We start from the raw sequence: 21,566 nt of genomic DNA, 5'->3' as shown, positions 1-21,566 counted from the left end.
CAGTTATATCATCAAGGTATTCTCTTCTATTACAAAGAATTCAGAGCATTTACATCATACTTTGAGCAACTCATATAGGTTTATATGTATCTATCAAGTAATTTTTGCACTATCCCCTTAAAAAATAATGCTCTTGATATATTCATCATTGCCTACACTTGTTTGCAGTTATTGGGCTGCCCTTTTCATTCATAAGCGTTACATCTTTTGTGCTCTCTACTTTTCCGTTAATGAAAGGGATGTTTCTTTTATTCCTTCAAATTCATTTAGTACATAAATAGCTATTTTTTCAACTGCAGGTGAATCCACTATCTCTTCATGTGATCCAGAAACAGAATACATATTTACTCTTCCTTTTAATAAAGGTCCCCAATCTGTAAACAACTCTTTTCCTTCCTCAGCACTAACGTAGATAACTTTTCCAAAGTATGGTATCAAATCATTCTCTGCCATTAAGTTCAGGCATTTCCTATGAGCATTGATAACTTGCTTTAAATTCATAAGATCTGCATCTGGCGGGAGTACTCCTTCCATAATTAATCGCTCCACAAGCATATCTTGTTTATGGATGAGGCCTTCTTCCTGCTCAGTAAAATCTCTAGGAATGAAATGTTCATATATATATGAGAGCATTTCTTCTCTTGTTTTATAATCCTGCTCTGATGGTACTTTTGTATCCATTAGTACCAACAACTCAACTTCCTCACCTTGACTCCTTAGTACAGTTGCGACTTTATAAGCAATTGCACCGCCTAAAGACCATCCTCCAAGACGATATGGACCTTCTGGCTGAACACTTTTTATTTCTTCGATGTAAAATTGAATTACTTCCGGCAAGGTCAACTCGTCAATTTCTTTCTTTTCTATAAGAGGATTCTGTAAACCATAAAATGAACAATGGTTCTTAAGTAATCTTGCTAGTTGAATGTAACAGAATACATTCCCCATAAACGGATGAACGCAGAAGAAAGGTCTTTTCTCTGATTCTTGTAGTGGAACTAGCGCTACTACTGATTTCGTCATATCATGCTTATCACGAATAAGGCATGCGATTCCTTCCACTGTTGGATTCTTAATCAATGTAGACACCTTAATCTCTTTTCCAAACTTCTCCTTAATTTTTGAAACTAATTTAATTACAAGGAGAGAGTGTCCTCCTCTATTAAAGAAATCATCATTTACATAGACATCTTCTATCTGTAACACATCCTGCCAGATTTCAATCAACTGATATTCAATTTCATCCCTTGGAATGATTGGTGTAGAGAAGTTATTTTCTCTATGAATAGTTAAATTGTTCAATGCCTTTCGATCAACTTTTCCATTTGTTGTAAGAGGAATCTCGTCTACCTTAATAAAGTGAGCGGGAACCATATAATTTGGTACTTGTGTCTTGAGATATTCACGCCACTCATGCATACTACCATCTCCAACTACATAAGCAACCAATCTCTGCTCTCCTAATTTATCCTCTGTTACCAAAACTACTGCTTCTTTTACCAATGGATGCCTCTCTATACTCGCTTCAATCTCTTCAAGTTCAATACGAAAGCCCCTAATTTTCACTTGATTATCAATTCTTCTCAAGTAATCTAAATTACCATCAGGTAAATAACGAACCAAATCTCCCGTACGATATAAACGTTCTTCTTCATTAAATGGATGACGGATAAATCGCTCTGCTGTTAATTCTGGGCGATTCAAGTATCCTCTCGCTATACCTGCACCCCCAATATATAGCTCACCTGTTACACCAACTGGAACAGGTAACAAATTTTTATCCAATACATAAGTTTGAACGTTCGGCAACGGACGTCCAATTGTTACTCTCTTACTATCTTTTTTGATATGATAACACGTTGCATCAACCGTACATTCTGTAGGACCGTATACGTTATAAAAATCAATTTTTTCGGTCTCTACTAGCTGTTCCCATAATGACGGCATGATTGCTTCACCACCGACTAATATCTTACTTGGTACATGAACATCAGCACTTATTTCTAGCAATCCTCCATCTATAAGTAATTGAAGTAATGAAGGTGTCATATCAAACATTTCCAATTTATTCTCCCTAATATAGGACACAAATTGTTCCGGATTAGTGCGAACTTCACTTGGGATAATATATAAACTTGAACCATAAAGCAACATTTGTAATTGCTGAATAGATACATCAAAGGCAATTGACGCATTCAAACCGACGCGCATATTACTAGGTATGTCATGTGAGAAAACTTCTTTTTGTAAACCATAGGATAGGTTTATTACAGAATGGTGCTGTACTAAAGCCCCCTTTGGATTCCCTGTCGAACCAGAAGTATAGATAACATACGCTAAGTTTTCCCCTGTTACCTCACAAATTGGTGAAAGTTTGCTTTCTTGAGAAAGCATTGCTTGGTCCCTATCTAGGCAAACTGTCTTGATGTCTTTAGGTATCCATCCTAGTAATACCTCATTTGTAACTAACACTTTAATTCCCGTGTCTTGTAAAATATATTGCAGGCGGCTTTCTGGATTCGATGGATCCAATGGAACATAGGCTGCTCCAGCCTTCCAAATTCCCATGAGACCAACAATCATCTCAACTGATCGATCAAAGCAGAGGCCAACTAATGACTCTGTCCCAATTCCACATTTCTGTAAATGATGGGCTAATTGATTAGCTCTTTCATTCAGCTCTCGATACGTTAGTTGCTGTTTTTCATCTACCACTGCCACCGCGTCAGGTGTACGATTTACTTGCTCTTCGAATAGTTGATGAATTACATTCTCACGTGGATAGGATATAGCATTATTATTCCATTCTTCCAATAGCTTTCTTTGTTCAGCCTCCGTAATATATACTAGCTCCGATAGATTTTGATCAATGTTTTTGAGCATTTGCATTAACACTTTGTGTAAATGACCCAGCATTCGTTCAATGGTTAATCTATTAAACTTACTACGGTCATACATTAACTTTAACGATAACTGGATTCCTGGAACTACAGCCAATCCTAATGGGTAGTGGGTTTGTTCTTCCCCTTTCAATTCACCAATTTCCAGATTTTCTGAAGATTCTTCTTTCACTGGATAATTTTCAAACACATATAAACAATTGAACAGCGGTGTACCTCTAGGAACCTCACTCCACCCCTGAATCTCTGTCAAAGAAGCATACTCATATTGTCTTCTTTCTAACTCTTCCTCTTGTAACTTCTGCAACCAATCTATTACTTTTATATCATCAATCAATTGAATTCGCGTCGGTGACGTTGTAATGAAAGGACCTACGATGTTTTCAACACCAATAATCTCCGTAGAACGCCCTGAGCTTGTTACACCAAAGACAATGTCATTTTCTCCACTATATCGGCTCATGAGATATGCCCATGCACCTTGAATTACTGTACTTAAAGTAAGTTTATTTCGTTTCGCCCATCCTTGTAACTCTTGAGTCTGCTCTTCTGATAAATACGTAACCTTCTCTGTGTAACCTTTTTCTTCCTCTTTACTTTCTAAGCCCAGTAAAGTTGGTGCAGTAAAACCTTTTAGCTTCTCTCTCCAAAATTGTTCCGCCTGCTCCTTATCTTGTTCTCTGAGCCATTGGATATATTTCTTATATGGTGAGGATTTAGGTAACTTTACAGCTTCTCCATTCATTCTCTTCTGATAGACTGTAAGTAATTCATTAAAGACCAATGGTAAACTCCATCCATCCAGTAAAATATGGTGATGTGTCCAAACAATCCGATATTCTTCCTCACCTTCTTGAATGACTGTTACCCGCATCAATGGTGCTTTATCAAATTGGAAGGCTTGTTTTCGATCTAATTCCAAAAAGACTTTTCTTTTTTCTTCTATCTCTTCACTTGTCATTGTACTCCAGTCTTCTTTGTTCACTTTAAATGGGATATTTTCATACACCACTTGTACAGGCTCTTCAATTTCGTCCCAAACAAATGCTGTACGAAAAATTTCATGCCGCTGAATTACAGATTTCCACGCCTGCTCAAAAGTAGGAATATCCATTTCCCCTTGAATCATAAAACTCAATTGCACTATATACGGTGCAACATGTTCATCCCCTTGATCATGCAATGTGTGGAAGATCATACCTTCTTGCAAAGGTGATAGTGGATATAAATCAGTAATCTGATTGTTCTTTCCACGATGCATTTTATTTAGTACATTTGTCAAACCTTCTTGGCTAAGATTAGCCATTGCAAAATCCGAAATGGTCAGTGCAGATTCTCTATCTGAAGATTGAATCAATCTACTCAGTTGATATAGCATATTCTGTGCAATACTTTGAATCGTTGATTTGGCAAATTGTCCAACATTGTATACCCAAGTGAACTGAAGTTTTCCATCCGTTACAACCCCAATTACATCAATTACATGCGATCGCTTGGAACCGGCAGCATGATCTAAACGCTTAAATTCGTTCTCTGGAATAAACATTGCATCGCTAGAAAACATTTGGTCAAATTGTCCAAGATAGTTAAAACTAATAGACGGTGTATATTGGGAGCTTAATGGCTCACACATTGTTGTGTTCATGTAACGCAACACCCCATAATCAACACCCTTATTAGGAATTTTGCGAACTTGTTCTTTAACTGCTTTTAATGCTGCAATTGGCGTATTAGCATTAGTAATATTTAAATGAACTGGGTAAATACTTGTAAACCATCCCACGGTTCTCGATAAATCAACATCTTCAATAATCTCTTCTCGACCATGTCCCTCTAAATCTACGCTTAATATCGGCTGCCCCGTACATGCTGCTGTAGCTTGTACCAATGCTGCTAATAATACTTCATTGATTTGGACACGGTGAGTGCTTAAAGTCTCTTGCAATAACATACGGGTCTCATTCTCGTTTAACACCACAGTAATTTCCTCAGTTACTGCGCTTACTGGATTACTTATAGTACCATCTACTGGCAGTATAACTACGTCTTGTTCAACCTGCTGCTCCCAGTAATGTAGCACTTCTTTTGATATTCCAGTTTGAGCGTAATGTTGTAATTTCTCCGACCATTCTTTAAAAGATGTACTCTTCATAGGTAATTGAATTTTTTGCCCTTGGACCGCTTGCGTATATGCTGTTTGCAAATCTTCCAATAAAATTCGCCAAGAAACACCATCCACGGCTAAGTGATGAATTGTCCAAAATAATCGACCAGTCTCCTCACCTTCATCAAAATACACCATTCTCATTAAAGGACCATCATGTAAATTCAATCTTTCTTGTGCAACATTAATCTCTTTTTGAATAACTTCATGCCAATCCGCTTCCGGCACTTCGTCTAATGAAATGACAGTCAGCATCAATTGTTCTTCAATTCCTTCATTCCACTGTTCCCAAGTCCCATTAGGTAAACGTTCATATCTTAAACGCAGGGCATCATGATGAAGTAGAAGGTTACGCGCTGCCTTTTCCAGTGATCCTATGTCCAATTTTTCTTTCGTTCTAAAGAACATGGATTGATTCCAATGATGTGGATTAGGATGATTTTGTGCAAAAAACCTTTGCTGAATAGGTGTAAGTATCGTCTCTCCAGTTATAATTCCTTGTTCAGCTTGTACACCTTGTTCTTCTTTGACTACTTGCGCTAACTCAGCAATCGTTTGGTGTTCAAATAGTTGTTTTGGTGTCAACTGTAAACCAGCTTGCTTTGCGCGAGAGACAATCTGAATGCTAAGAATTGAATCTCCACCAATTTCAAAAAAGTTATCATAAATACCAATACGTTTTGAACCTAGCACACGTTCCCAAATGATAGAAAGCTTATGTTCACGTTCATTTCTTGGGGCCGCGTAGCCTTCTTGTATTCCTTGATAATCTGGTATAGGTAACGATTTCCGATCAACCTTTCCATTTATGGTTAGCGGTAATTCTTTCATTTCGACAAAGTAGGAAGGTATCATATGGATTGGCAGTTTTGTTTTAAGATACTCTCGCCATTCTTCTACACTACCTTCGCCCACTACATAAGCTACTAACCTCTTATCTCCCGACTGATTTTCCCTAACTATTACAACTACCTCTTTTACCAAGTCATGCTCTTGTAAAGTCGACTCAATCTCCCCAAGTTCGATTCGAAATCCTCTAATCTTCACTTGATTATCCATTCTTCCTAAGTAGTCTATATTACCATCAGGAAGATATCTCACAAGATCACCTGTTCTATATAACCTCTCGCCTTCTTTGAATGGATGAGAAATAAATCGTTCGGATGTTAACTCTGGACGATTCAAGTACCCCTTTGCTAGACCTACTCCTCCGATATAAAGTTCCCCCATCACACCAACTGGAACTGGCAACCTATTACTATCTAATACATAAGTTTGGACGTTAGGCAATGGACGCCCAATTGTTACTCTCTTACTATCTTTTTTGATATGATAGCATGTTGCATCAACCGTACATTCTGTAGGACCATATACATTATAAAACTGTATTTTATCAGTCTCTACTAGCTGTTCCCATAATGACGGAATAATTGCTTCACCACCAACCAGTACCTTACTTGGAACATGAACGCCATCGCACGTTTCTAACAATCCGGCATCTATAAGTAATTGAAGCAATGAAGGTGTTATATCAAAGATTTCTAACTTGTTCTCCCTAATATAAGCTACAAACTGCTCCGGATCACTTCGTACTTCATTCGGAATAATATACAAACTTGAACCATAAAGCAGCATTTGTAATTGCTGGATAGATGCATCAAAGGCAATTGACGCATTTAAACCGACATGCATGTTAGATGGTATCTCATGTTCGAAAACCTCTTTTTGTAAACCATGCGACAAGTTTAGTACAGAATGATGCTGTATCAAGACACCCTTTGGATTCCCCGTTGATCCTGAAGTATAGATAACATACGCTAAGTTTTCTCCTGTTACTTCACATTTTGGTGAAAGAATGCTTTCTTGTGAAATCATTGCTTGATCCCTATCTAGACAAACTATCTTGATTTCTTTAGGTATCCAGTCTTCCAATGACTCGTTCGTAACTAATACTTGAATTCCAGTGTCCTCCAAAATATATCGTAGACGACTTTCTGGATATGATGGGTCTAATGGAACATAGGCTGCTCCAGCCTTCCAAATCCCCATAATACTAACAATCATCTCAACTGAACGCTCAAAGCAAAGTCCAACCAATGATTCATTCCCAATCCCGCATTGCTGAAGATAGTGGGCCAATTGATTAGCTTTTTCATTCAGCTCTCGATACGTTAACTTCTGTTTTTCATCTACCACTGCTACCGCATCAGGTGTACGATTTACTTGCTCTTTAAACAGCTGATGAATCGTACTTTCCTGTGGATATGCTACAGCATCATTATTCCACTCCTCCAACTGTTTTTGCTGTAATCCTGACAATATAGGCAACTTAGCTAATGATTTATCAGGATTCTCCACGATTACATTCAACCAGTTCCCAAAGTGTTCAGCCATGGATTCAATAGTTAAGCTGTCAAATAAATCAGTTCTATAAACAAAAGTAAGTAATAAACCCTCTTCCACTTCTGCAGCAGTTAAACTTAAATCAAACTTAGCGATAGGAGCATTACTTTCTATTACTTCTATATTTCTTCCATGTAGTTCTGGTAGCTTCTGTCCCGTATTTTGCAAAGTAAACATGGTTTGGAAAATCGGAGAATGGCTTGTATTTCGTTCAGGTTGGATAACCTCTACAATTTTCTCAAACGGAACATCTTGATACTCATACGCCTTCAATGCTTTTATCCTCACTTGAGACAACAACTCTTGAAATGCCGGTGCATTACTTAAATCAGCTCGATAAACCAATGTATTGACAAAGAAACCAATCAGCCCTTCAATTTCTCGATAATTTCGATTTGCAATTGGGCTGCCAACAATAATATCCGTTTGTCCCGTATAACGAGCAAGGAAACTTTGATACGATGCCAATAAGGTCATGAAAAGTGTGGCCCCTTCTTGACGACTTAGTTCGTTTAATTTATCCAGTAATGAGCGCGATAACAAAACATTATGAGTTAATCCATGGTGGGTTTGCACTGGCGGACGCGGACGATCCATTGGCAACATTAAGACTGGTAACTCACCGGATAATTCTTCCTTCCAATACGCAAGTTGTTGATATAGTACTTCATCTTTCAACCATTCTCTTTGCCACTGAGCAAAATCGGCATATTGAACTGGTAGTGGTTCCAGCTCTGCTTGTTTTTCACCAATCGCATTCTCATAAAATGCCATCCATTCTTGAAGCAAGATTTCCATCGACCATCCATCTGAGATAATATGATGCATATTACATAGAAGAACCCATTCTTCTTCTGAAATTCTTATGAGTTTCCCACGGAACAATGGCCCTTTTTCTAAATCAAATGGAGATTCGACTTCAGTTTGAATCCATTGCTCCAACTTTCTTTCTCGCTCCTCTAATGAAAGCTTAGTTAAGTCCATTTGCAGAAGCGGACGGAAAACGTACGGTTGAATCCGCTGCATAGGATGGCCATCCTCTTCATAAAATACAGTCCGCAAAGATTCATGACGCTCTATCAACTGATTCCATCCCAACTCCAATGCCTCAGGTAACCAATTCCCTGTAAGACGGCATGCCATTGGCATATTATAAAGTGCACTATTAGGTGCAAATTGATCAATAAACCATAAGCGCTGTTGGGCATAAGACAGTGGAATATTTCCCCCTCGTTCCATCGGCATCAATGGTGGAATTTCTCGTTTTTCGCTCCCCTTACGTAACTGATCTATTCGTTTCGATAATGCCTCGACCGTTGAATATTCGAACAGTTCACGTACTGGCAATTTGATTTGAAAGACTTCCTGTAAGCGTGAGACCACTTGTGTAGCAAGTAGAGAGTGACCACCGAGCTCAAAGAAAGAATCCTGAACATCAATGTCTCTTATTCCTAGCACTTGACTCCACACTGAAGCAATAAGTTCTTCCAGCGGAGTTCTTGGGTATACAGTATTTTCAGCGGATTGTTCACTAAGTATAGGCAATGCCTTCAAATCAAGCTTTCCATTCGGTGTAAGTGGTAAAAATTCCATCTCAATAAAGTTTGTTGGAACCATGTAATTAGGTAAATGTGTTTGTAGGTGTTCTCGCCATTCATGGACACTTCCTTCACCAACTACATAAGCTACTAATCTCTTATCACCTTGATTATCCTCTCGCGCCAATACAACAGCTTCTTTCACAGAAGAATGCGCCTGCAAAACAGCTTCTATTTCTCCCAATTCAATCCGGAAACCACGAATTTTCACTTGGTCATCTATACGTCCATGGAACTGGAGATTACCATCAGAAAGATAACTTGCTTTGTCTCCTGTATAATAGAGACGTTCTCCTGACTTGAAAGGATGTGGAATAAATTTTTCCTTTGTAAGATCCGGACGATTAGCATATCCACGTGCAAGACTCTTCCCTCCAATATAGAGATCTCCAATTACACCAATTGGTACTAGCTGAAGATGAGAATCTAACACATAAACTTCTGTATTCGCAATCGGTCGACCAATCGATGGCGTACCTGTTGTCACCCCTACAGGTACGTAACAATCTGTGGTAACAACGGTATTTTCCGATGGACCATACTGATTAATTACCGCAAAAGGAATATCGCTAGATGGATACTGCGTTAATTGATCCCCACCAGTAATGATAAAACGAAGATCCGTTTTATCTGGCCAAGATAATTTCAAGAGTCTTTCCAGAATAGGCGTAGGTGCAAAACTAGCTGTTATTCGTGAATCAATGAGCCAGTCCCTTAGTGCTTCTGGATTAATTCTCAGTTCCTCTGTTGACAAGTAGAGTGCTGCGCCAGCAGTTAGATACGGCCAAATCTCCTGGACAGCCGAATCAAAAGCAACCCCTGCAATCTGAGTCGCACGATCCTCTGCTGAAATATGATAAACTTCTTGATGCCAAGAAACCATATTCATTAATGAGCGATTTTCAACCATGACACCCTTCGGTTTTCCTGTAGAACCAGAGGTATAAACAATATAGGCTAAGTTCTCTGGATTTATTTGACGTGTAGGTGCGATTACGCTTTCCACTGTTAGTTCTTCTAACCTCACCATTTCGACGTGTGCGAAATGTCCTTCTTGTCCTTCCGCCGTCACTACAAATTGAATTCCTGCATCTTCAATCATGTATTCTAACCTTGATTTTGGATACAACGGATCTAAAACAACATAAGCTCCACCAGCTTTTAAAATGCCTAGTAAACTTGCCATTAGCTCAGCTGACCTCGGAAGATAAACTCCTACCACTGACTCTGGGGCTACTCCCTTTCGCCGTAAAACATTTGCCAACTGATTTGCTTGTGTATCCAGTTCACCATAAGTCCACTGTTTTGTTTGATCAACTACCGCAATCGCATCCGGACGCCTTGCTACTTGCTCCTCAAATCTGTCGCAAATAAGACCCTGATGAGACATTTCCATTACAGTGTCATTCCATGTTTCTAATAACAAAGTACGCTCGGGTTCTGATAGCATGCTTAGGTCATGCAACGGATTTTGTGGGCGATGAGAAACTTCATGTAGCCATTTCTCAAAGTGTCCTGCCATCCGTTCAATAGTAGTAGCATTGAATAAATCCTTATTATACTCAAAAGTAAAAAGTAATCCCTCTTCCGTCTCAGCTGCCATTACACTTAAATCAAACTTTGCAATTGGACTATGGCTTTCTATCATTTCAATACTTCTACTAGATAACATCGGAAACTCTTGTTTCATATTTTGCAAGATGAACATAGTCTGGAAGATTGGCGAATGACTTGTACTTCGTTCCGGTTGCACAACTTCTACAATTTTTTCAAATGGAATATCTTGATATTCATACGCCTTCAATGCCTTTTGACGAACCTGATATAGTACATCTTGAAATGTCGGTCTACCACTCAAATTAGCTCGATAAACCAGCGTGTTAACGAAGAAACCAATTAGTCCTTCAATTTCTCTATAATTCCGATTCGCAATTGGGCTTCCGACCAGGATATCTTCTTGTCCCGTATAACGAGATAGAAAACTTTGATATGCAGCTAAAAGCGTCATGAAGAGTGTAGCCCCTTCTTTTCGACTAAGTTCATTCAATTTATCATGTAGCGTGCTTGACAGAACCAGAGTGTATGTCGACCCGTGATGAGTTTGTATTGCGGGACGCGGGCGATCCATAGGAAGTTGGAGTACAGGAAGCTCCCCAGACAATTCTTCCCTCCAATATTGGAGTTGTTGATTAAGCACCTCCTCCTTTAGCCATCCTTTTTGCCACTGAGCAAAGTCGGCATATTGAACCGGTAATGGTTCAAGTTCCGCTACCTTTCCATCCGTTTCTTTCTCATAAAATGCCATCCATTCTTCAAGTAGGATTCCCATTGACCATCCATCTGAAATGATATGATGTAGAGTACAAAGGAGTACCCATTCTTCCTCTCCCACGCGCAAAATACTTGTCCTGATTAATGGACCCTCTGTTAAATCAAATGGCACTTCTGTTTCTTGTTGAATTAAACGTTTAACTTCTTCTTCTTGATCTTCAGAAGAAAGCATAGTTAAATCCGTTTTCGGAATTGATTGAAAAGCATACGGTTCAATTTGCTGTACGGGTTGACCGTTCACTTCGTGAAAGACCGTCCGCAGTGATTCATGACGTTCTATTAGTTGATTCCATCCCGTTTCCAATGCTTCAAGTAGCCAATTCCCTGTAAGGCGGCATACCATTGGCATATTGTAAAGGGCACTATTAGGTGTAAATTGATCAATGAACCATAAGCGTTGTTGGGCATAAGATAGTGGGATAGCTTCTCCTCGTTTCATTGGTATTAGCGGCGGAATCTCTCGTTTTTTATCTCCTTTACGTAACTGATCTAATCGCTTTGCCAGTGACTCCACCGTTGTATATTCAAATAGTTCACGTACTGGTAATTCGATTTGAAAAATTCCCTGTAAACGTGAAACTACTTGAGTAGCTAGTAGTGAATGACCACCGATTTCAAAAAAGGAATCCTGAACATTAATATTTTTTATTCCTAACACTTGGCTCCAAACGGAAACGATAAGCTCCTCCACTGGTGTTCGTGATGAAGTAATATCTTCACTTATGAACTGTTCTTCTAATTCCAGTAAGGCTTTCCGATTCACCTTACCATTTGGAGTGAGTGGCATACCTTCAATTTTGAAAAAGTATGCCGGAACCATATAATGTGGCAGTTGCTTCTTGAGATATTCACGCCACTCCCCAGTATCGCCTTCACCCACTACATAAGCTATTAACTGCTTATCTCCTGGTCGATCTTCCTTCACCAACACGACTGCCTCTTTTACAGATGAGTGATCATGTAAAGCTGCTTCAATTTCTCCCAATTCAATTCGGAATCCTCTAATTTTAACTTGGTTATCTATTCTTCCAATATATTCTAAGTTACGATCATTCATATATCTCACCAAGTCACCCGTTCGATATAATCGTTCCCCGTCCTTAAAGGGATGCGGAATAAAACGTTCAGTAGTTAAATCCGGTCGATTGAAGTAGCCACGTGCTAATCCTACTCCTCCAAGGTAAAGTTCCCCTGCCACACCAATCGGGACCACTTGTTGATATTGATCTAACACATACAACTCTGTATTATCAATCGGACGACCAATTGGAATAAGCATTGGTTCTTTTTCTAAATCACAATCGTAATAAGTCACATCCACAGTTGCTTCAGTTGGACCATACAAGTTAATTAACTTTGTTTGCTGAGCATTGTAAAGGATCCCCTTAAACCGGCGAACCTGCTCAGTGTTTAACGCTTCTCCACTAGTAAAAACTTGAATTAAAGACGATACATCCCTTTTCGAATTATATAGTTCCATATAATCTAAGAAAGTAGATAACATCGACGGAACAAAGTGCATGGTGGACACACGATATCGTTCAATATACTCCTCAATCACCGCAGGATCTTTCTCTCCTCCTGGTGGAAGTAAACAAACACGTGCTCCTACAAATGACCACCAAAATAATTCCCAGAAAGAAACATCAAACGAAAACGGTGTCTTTTGTAGGATTGTATCCTCCTCAGACAATGGGTATTTTTTCTGCATCCACTGTAGGCGATTGATAACAGAATGATGTTCAATCATTACCCCCTTTGGATTTCCCGTCGAACCCGAAGTGTATATAATATAGGCTAAGTTATTTGCTGTTACTCCACTCACCGGAGCTAAATTACTCTCTTTAGAAATCATTACTTGATCCCGGTCTAAACAAATTGCTTGAATATCTTTAGGTAACCAGTCCTGTAGTGCCTCTTTTGTTAACAGCACTTGAATTTGTGAATTCTCCAAAATGTATCTCAGGCGGTTTTCGGGATAACTTGGGTCCAGTGGGACATAAGCCCCACCTGCTTTCAAAATCCCAAAGAGACCAATAATCATATCAGGAGAACGTTCAATACATATACCGACTAATGATTCAGGTCCGATACCTCGTTTTTGTAGAAAATGTGCCAATTGATTCGATTTTTCATTCAGTTCTTGATACGTTAGCTTTCCACCCTCATAAACTACCGCCACTGCATTAGGTGTACGTGCAACTTGCTGCTCAAATAGCTCATGAATCATACAATCATGCCCATAAACTACGTCCGTATCATTCCATTCTTCTAGGAGTTGTTTTTGCTCAGTATCCGATAACATTGACAGCTTTGTATATGATTCATCTGGATGATACGTGATTTCATTTAGCCAGTTCTCAAAATGTCCTGCCATACGTGCAATGGTACTACTATCAAATAAATCCGTGTTGTATTCAAATGAGACGAATAGACCTTCTTCCACTTCATAGGCAGTTAAGCTCAAATCAAATTTAGCAATAGACATATTACTTTCTACCATTTCAATACTTCTATCAGGCAAATCTAGTCGTTCTTGTTTTATATTCTGTAGCGTAAACATGGTCTGAAATATAGGGGAATGACTCATGCTTCGTTCAGGTTGCACAGCTTCTACCACTTTTTCAAATGGTATATCTTGATATTCGTAAGCTTTTAACGCCTTTTTCTTTGTTTGGTTCAAAATCTCTCGAAAAGTAGGGGTGCCACTCAAATCTGATCGGTAAACCAACGTATTAACAAAGAAACCAATTAATCCTTCTACTCCCTTATGGTTCCGATTTGCAATCGGACTACCAACTAGGATATCTTTTTGTCCCGTATAACGAGCAAGAAAGCTCTGGTATGCGGCCATTAAAGTCATAAATAAAGTAGATCCTTCTTGTCGACTTATATCCTTCAATTGACTGAGCAATTTATAAGGAAAAATTACATGATGCGTAGCCCCAGAGTAAGTCTGCTTAACCGGTCGAGGTCGATCCACTGGCAGTTGTAAGATAGGAAGTTCACCAGACAATTCTTCCTGCCAATACGTAAGCTGACGATTTAGCACATCACCTTGCAACCACTCCTTTTGCCACTTCGCAAAGTCTGCATATTGAATGGATAGTGAACTTAATTTAGCAGGATTTCCGCCCGTTTCTTCTTCATAGAAAGCAAGTAATTCATTCATGAATATACCAATGGACCAAGCATCAGAAATAATATGATGCATCGTACACTGTAATAACCATTCATCCTTCTCTAATTGAACAAGCTGATTACGAATTAAAGGACCATTCATTAAATCAAATGGTTCTTGCGCTTCTCTCGCAATTAAACTATCTACCTCTTTTTCTTTTACTTCTAGAGGAAGTTGAGAGTAATCTCTTACAGGTAATGCTCTAGGAAGGAATTCGACAATTTGTTGCACAGGTTGTTCTCCTACTTCTTTAAAAACAGTTCGTAATGATTCATGGCGTTCAATGAGTCGATTGAATCCCTTTTCTAATGCTTCAGGTATCCAATTTCCTTTTAGATGCCATACTGTTGGAATATTATATAAAGAACTGTTTGGGTTAAATCTGTCCATAAACCACAAACGTTGTTGTGCATAAGACAACGGGAGTGCTTCTTTATTCACCTTTTTTTGCATTTGCTTCTGAAGCCATGCTCTCTTCTCAGGAGAAAGTGAACTCAGCTTTGCAAGTAAATCACTTCTCATTTTTTTACCCCTTCCTCAATCAAATTACTCTCGAATATCCCTTGTGCTTCTTCCTCTGATAGCTCCTCTAATTGCTTAAGTAGTTCCAGTAATTCTTCATCATTACTCACTTCTGCTTCTTTTTGAACATAGTCTTGAAGACTAACATTCTCCTTACTATCATTCTGCATTTCTTGATTTTTGTTATCAAGCAATTGATCAATCTGTTCTGCCAATTGCTGCACCGTATGAAACATAAATAAATCATGCAATGGTATCTCGATTCCAAAAGCCTCTTTAAGATTGGAAACAGCTTGCGTAGCGAGTAGTGAATGGCCACCAATTTCAAAAAACGAATCTTGAATTCCGATGTTTTCCATACCTAAAACTTCATGCCATATCGAAACGATTGTTTTTTCCGTAGACGTACGAGGAGCAATATAACCACTTGCTATCTCCTGTCTCTCTGGTGCTGGTAAGGCCTTCCTATCAATTTTCCCATTAGGAGTGAGTGGAAATGCATTTAATCCAACAAAATAGGCTGGGATCATATAATTTGGTAGTTGATCCTTGAGATAATCACGCCACTTTTGAGCATCCCCGCCTCCTACAACATAGGCGATCAAACGCAGATCGCCAGGATAATCTTCCCGCACCATCACAATAGCTTCGTTAACTAATGTATGCCTTTGTAATGTCGCTTCAATTTCTCCTAGTTCAATCCGGAACCCACGAATTTTTACTTGATGATCGATTCGTCCAACATACTCCAAATTTCCATCCGGCAAATACCTTACTAAATCTCCCGTCCGGTATACTCGCTCTCCTTCTTTAAACGGATGCGGTATAAAACGATCTTGCGTTAAGTCAGGGCGGTTTAAATATCCACGCGCTAACCCTGATCCACCAATGTATAGCTCACCAACTACACCAATTGGAACCATTTTTTGTTCGGCACTCAGTACATATACTTCTGTATTGAATATTGGTTTACCAATTTGTGGTACCCTATGCATGTCACACTTTTCTAATTCCATATACGTGGAATACGTAGTATCTTCGGACGGTCCATATAGGTTGTACACCTTTTCGATCGTACTTCTCTCGTATAAATCTTGAACAAGCGAATATGGCAATGGTTCTCCAGCCAAATTCATCACCTTTACCGAAGAAGGGATTGTTTTTGCTCGAACCAGTTCCTTCGCTGCCGATGGTACAGTATTAACCAAAGTCACACCTTTGGTAGACAACTTCTCTAGATGTAGAGCATTTTCAGTGACAATCACCTTACCACCCATCGTTAAGGGAACAAACACTTCAAAAACAGATAAATCAAAAGATAGCGAAGTTGAAGCTAACACTCCCGCTAATTCCTTTCGAGAATACGTGTGATGCGCCCAATGAATCATTGTTACTGTATTCCTGTGCTCAATCATTACTCCCTTTGGATTTCCAGTGGAACCTGAAGTATAGATAATATAGGCTAAGTTATCGCCCGTCACTTCACTCGTACATACTGTAGTTACTTCTTGTTCTATTTCTGCTCGATTACGATCAATACAAATCACGTTGACGAATTTAGGTATAACCATTTTTTGTTGTAACTTTTCCTGTGTCACCAGTACCTTTATTTGAGCATCTTCTAAAATGTACTGCAGTCGACTTTCCGGATACGCTGGATCAATTGGGACATATGCTCCTCCCGCCTTCATAATTCCTAAGAGACCGACAATCATCTCAGATGAACGTGTAACGCAAATCCCAACTAATGATTCGCATGTTACACCATTTTTTTGTAAATAATGTGCCAACTGATTCGAGCGTTCGTCCAACTCTCGATATGTTAGTTCTTCATCTTCGCACACTACTGCAATTGCTTCTGGTGTTTTTTTCACCTGTTCTTCAAACATTGTATGAATTGTACTTTCTTCCATATCTATAAAACGCGATTTGTTCCATCCCTCTAGTAGTTGCTTATATTCTACTTTCGATAACATATTCAGTTCTGATAATACACATTTTGGATGAGAGACAATTTGATTTAACCAATGTTTAAAATGACTTGCCATACGTTCAATGGTTGTATCATTAAACAAATCAGTATTATATTCAAAGGTTAGTGATAATCCTTCTTCCGTCTCAGAAGCAAATAAACTCAAATCAAATTTGGCAACAGAAGCATGGCTTTCCATGAGTTCCATTTGTCTTTCAGATAGCTGAAGAAATTCTTGTTTCGTATTCTGTAAAGTAAACAAAGTTTGGAATATTGGTGAATGACTTGTATTCCGTTCAGGTTTTACGGATTCTACCACTTTCTCAAATGGGATGTCCTGATACTCGTATGCTTTTAGCGCTTTTTTTCTTACCTGCGACAATAGTTCTTGGAACGTCGGATTTCCACTGAAATCAGCTCGATAAACCAACGTGTTTGCAAAGAATCCTATTAATCCCTCAATCTCTTTCACATTTCGATTAGCGATTGGGCTTCCAACTATAATGTCGTCCTGTCCTGTATAACGAGAAAGGAAGCTTTGATACGCTGCCATCAATGTCATAAATAAAGTGCATCCTTCTTGCAAACTTAAATCTTTGAGCTTTTCCTGTAGGGAATTCGCCACTATTAAGGACTGACTTGCACCACGATGGGTTTGAACTGCAGGTCGAGGACGATCCATCGGTAATTGTAAAACCGGTAGTTCCCCAGATAATTCTTCCTTCCAATATTGAAGATGCTGATTCAAATTCTCCTCTTTTTGCCATTCCTTCTGCCACATGACAAAATCTGCATATTGGATAGATAACTCCTTCAATTCCACTGGTTTTCCGGTTAGTGCTCCTTCATAAAAAGCCATCCATTCTTCAAGTAAGATTCCCATTGACCATCCATCTGAAATAATATGATGCATCGTACAAATGAGAACCCATTCTTCCCTGTCCACTTTCAATATTCGTGTTCGAATCAGAGGACCTTGTCCAAAATGAAATGGTTCCTCCGCCTCGTTTTGAATAAGGCGTTTCATTTCTCTTTCCCTATCTTCCAAAGAAAGATCTGTTAGATTCGTTTGAGGAATATGTCTGAACACATGAGATTGAACCTGTTGAAAAGGTTCACCCTCTTGTTCTAGAATTGTCGTCCTTAATGATTCATGACGCTCCAACAATTGATTCCATCCGACCTCCAATGCTTCAATTGACCATTTACCTGTTAAGCGACACGCTGCATGAATATTGTACATAGCACTATTTGGCATTAATTGATCAATAAACCATAGACGTTTCTGCGCATAGGAAAGTGGGATAACTTCTTCTCGTTTCATAGGTACAAGAGGAGCAACCTCTCGTTTTTTATCTTCTTTTCGTAACTGATTCACTCGTTTCGCCAATGCTTCCACTGTATCGTGCTTGAAAAGTTCACGTAATGGAATTTTAATTTGGAACAGTTCTTGCAATCTAGAGACGATTTGAGTAGCAAGTAGTGAGTGCCCACCACGTTCAAAGAAGGAATCCTGAATACCAATATTTTCTGTTCCTAACACTTGACTCCAAACCGAGGCAATAAGCTCTTCCGATGGCGTCCGGGGTAGCACATTTAAATCTTCAATAGCTTGCTCATCAGGTGCTGGCAAGGCCTTTCGATCAATTTTCCCATTCGGAGTAAGCGGGAAGTGTTCTAACTCTATAAAGTGCGCTGGAATCATATGATTCGGTAATTGGTTTTGTAAATACTCTCTCCACTCTTGGGTATTTCCATCACTTATTACATATGCAACCAATCGTTGATCACCTGGACGATCTTCTCTAACTAATACAACAGCCTCTTTAATAAACGAACATTTTTCTAAAATGGCTTCAATTTCTCCTAATTCAATCCTAAAACCACGCATTTTGACTTGATGGTCCATTCTACCTATAAATTCTATATTTCCATCAGTTAGATATCTTACTGAATCTCCTGTTCGATATAGTCGTTCTCCCAATTGGAATGGATGCGAAACGAATTTTTCAGCAGTAAGATTCGGACGATTTAAGTATCCACGTGCTAAACCAGCACCACCAATATATAACTCACCCTCAATTCCTATTGATTGCAAGCGTTGATTTTGGTCTAATACATATAATTGCGTGTTCTGTATTGGCTGCCCAATAGAAACAAATTCTTGATTAGGCTGAATATCAAATGCATTGACATAAATAGTGGCTTCAGTTGGCCCATAAAAGTTGGTTAATTTCACTTGTCCACTATAATCCCATTTTTGTTGAAAACGTCTAACTAACCCTGAACTTAGTTCTTCTCCACCAGAAAATACATGGCGTACGGACGAACAATTCATGTTCAATTCAATATGATTGAAGTAATCTAAGAAAACAGATAACATCGAAGGTACAAATTGAACTATAGTAACCTGATGTTGTTTAATCACTTCAGCTATAATAGAAGGATCTTTTTCTCCACCTGGAGGTAGGAAAGATACACTTGCACCAACGTGAATGCCCCAAAACAATTCCCAAACAGAGACATCAAATGAGAATGGCGTTTTCTGCAAGACCACATCTTTTTCAGAAAGCGGATATTTATGTTGCATCCATTCTAGATAATTAATTACTGAATGATGCTCAATCATTACTCCCTTTGGATTCCCTGTAGATCCTGAAGTATACATAACATACGCTAAATTTTCTCCTGTTACACCACTTATACATGGGGTTGTTTCTTCTTTTTCAATTGCAGTGTAATCTTTATTCATACAAATCGTTTCTATACTTTCAGATACAAACAAATTTTTAGAATTCTCCCCCGTCACTAGTACTTCGATTCCAGCATCCTCTAATATATATCGAAGTCGACTCTCTGGATAAGTAGGGTCAAGTGGAACATACGCTGCTCCTGATTTTAGAATACCTAATAACGCTATCATCATTTGTAATGAACGTTCCAAATATACCCCAACTAGAGACTCTGGGCCTACACCATGCTTTTGTAAATAATGAGCTAACTGATTTGCACGCTTCTCCAACTCTTTATAGGTAATTTGTTCATTTTCGTAACTAGCCGCGATTGCTTCCGGTGTTTTTTTTACTTGCTCCTCAAACATCGTATGAATCATGCCTTCAGCCGAATAATTAACTTGAGTATGATTCCATTCCTCTAGTAACTGTATTTGTTCTTCTTCTGTTAAATGAGTAATTTCAAATAGTTTTGAATCTAGGCTCTTCGTCATCTGAATTAATATTTGCAATAAGTGATTCTGAATCCGATTTATTGCTTCTTCATTAAAATAGCTTCGATCATACATCAACTTTAAAGTAATTTTCTTACCGGGCATTACAATGAGTGTTAAAGGATAATTTGTTTGTTCCGTGCTTTTAACATCTAGTAATCTTAAATCATCATTTCTCTCACCTTGAATTGGATAATTTTCAAACACATACAAGGTATGAAATAAGGAGCAATTTCGCGGAACCTCACTCCAGCCTTGAATATCTATCAACGAATTATACTCATACTGTCTTCGTTCCATTTCTTTCATTTGTATTTTACGAAGCCAATCTACTACTGATGTATTATCCGTTAATCGAATTCTGGTAGGTAATGTGTTAATAAATAGCCCCACCATATTCTCTGCTCCTATTAAATCAGTAGGACGTCCAGCGCTAGTTACGCCAAATACGACGTCACTGTCACCGCTATACCTACTCATCAAATAAGCCCATGCACCTTGTACTAACGTATTCAACGTTAATCGACTATTTCGTACCCACTTTTGTAAACTCTCAGTAAGTTCCTCAGATACTTGATAAGCACACTCTCCATAACCCTTCTCTTGTCCTTGATCCTTTCTTTCCATTGCTAATGGAGTAGGTGCATAGAACCCTTTTAATTCTTCTTTCCAAAATTCCTCTGCTTGACTTTGATCTTGTTTATTTATCCATTGAATATATTTTTTATAAGGAAGAGATTTAGGAAGATTCAACAATTCTCCCTTTATCATCTTGAGATAAACTTCCATCACTTCACTAAAGACCAATGACACACTCCATCCATCTAGCGAAATATGATGATGTGTCCAGATAATTCTCGTTTCCTCTTTTGCTTCTTTAATCGCAGTGACTCTCATCAATGGTGCTTCATCCAATAAAAATCCTTTCCTACGATCTGCAGTCAAAAACTGTTGTAATTTCTTCTCCTTCTCCTTATGCGAATAGGTACTCCAATCCTCTTGATGAATAGTAAAAGGAAGACATTCGTAAACTGCTTGTAGAGGTTTTTCTACTTCCTCCCATACAAATACTGAGCGCAGAACCTCATGTCGTTGAATAACATATTCCCAAGCTTTTTCAAAAGTAGCAACATCCAATTGTCCCCCGAGCAAGAAACCTACTTGTACAATATAGGAAAAAGAATGTTCATCATCTTGATCGTATAAAGTATGAAACAGTATTCCTTTTTGCAAAGGTGATAAACCATATATATCAATAACGTCTCCCAT

2 protein-coding genes are annotated in these 21,566 nt (G+C 38.6%); both read right to left on the bottom strand.

Going from position 1 to position 21,566, the window contains the following annotated elements; translation table 11 throughout:
* Nucleotides 1–216: 216 nt before the first annotated feature.
* Nucleotides 217–15,099 (bottom strand): non-ribosomal peptide synthetase, encoded by a 14,883-nt coding sequence (locus ACS2FK_RS26890; protein ID WP_063547299.1) that lies wholly within the window; start codon nucleotides 15,097–15,099, stop codon nucleotides 217–219.
* Entirely contained in the window at nucleotides 15,096–21,566 is a 6,471-nt protein-coding gene (locus ACS2FK_RS26885; RefSeq protein WP_063547298.1) for a non-ribosomal peptide synthetase, read from the bottom strand. The genes ACS2FK_RS26890 and ACS2FK_RS26885 overlap by 4 nt, the downstream gene beginning before the upstream one ends.

Origin of the sequence: Bacillus cereus group sp. BceL220, from assembly GCF_051776965.1 — a bacterium.
Lineage (GTDB): Bacteria > Bacillota > Bacilli > Bacillales > Bacillaceae_G > Bacillus_A > Bacillus_A cereus.
This window is presented reverse-complemented; position numbering and strand designations above follow the sequence as displayed.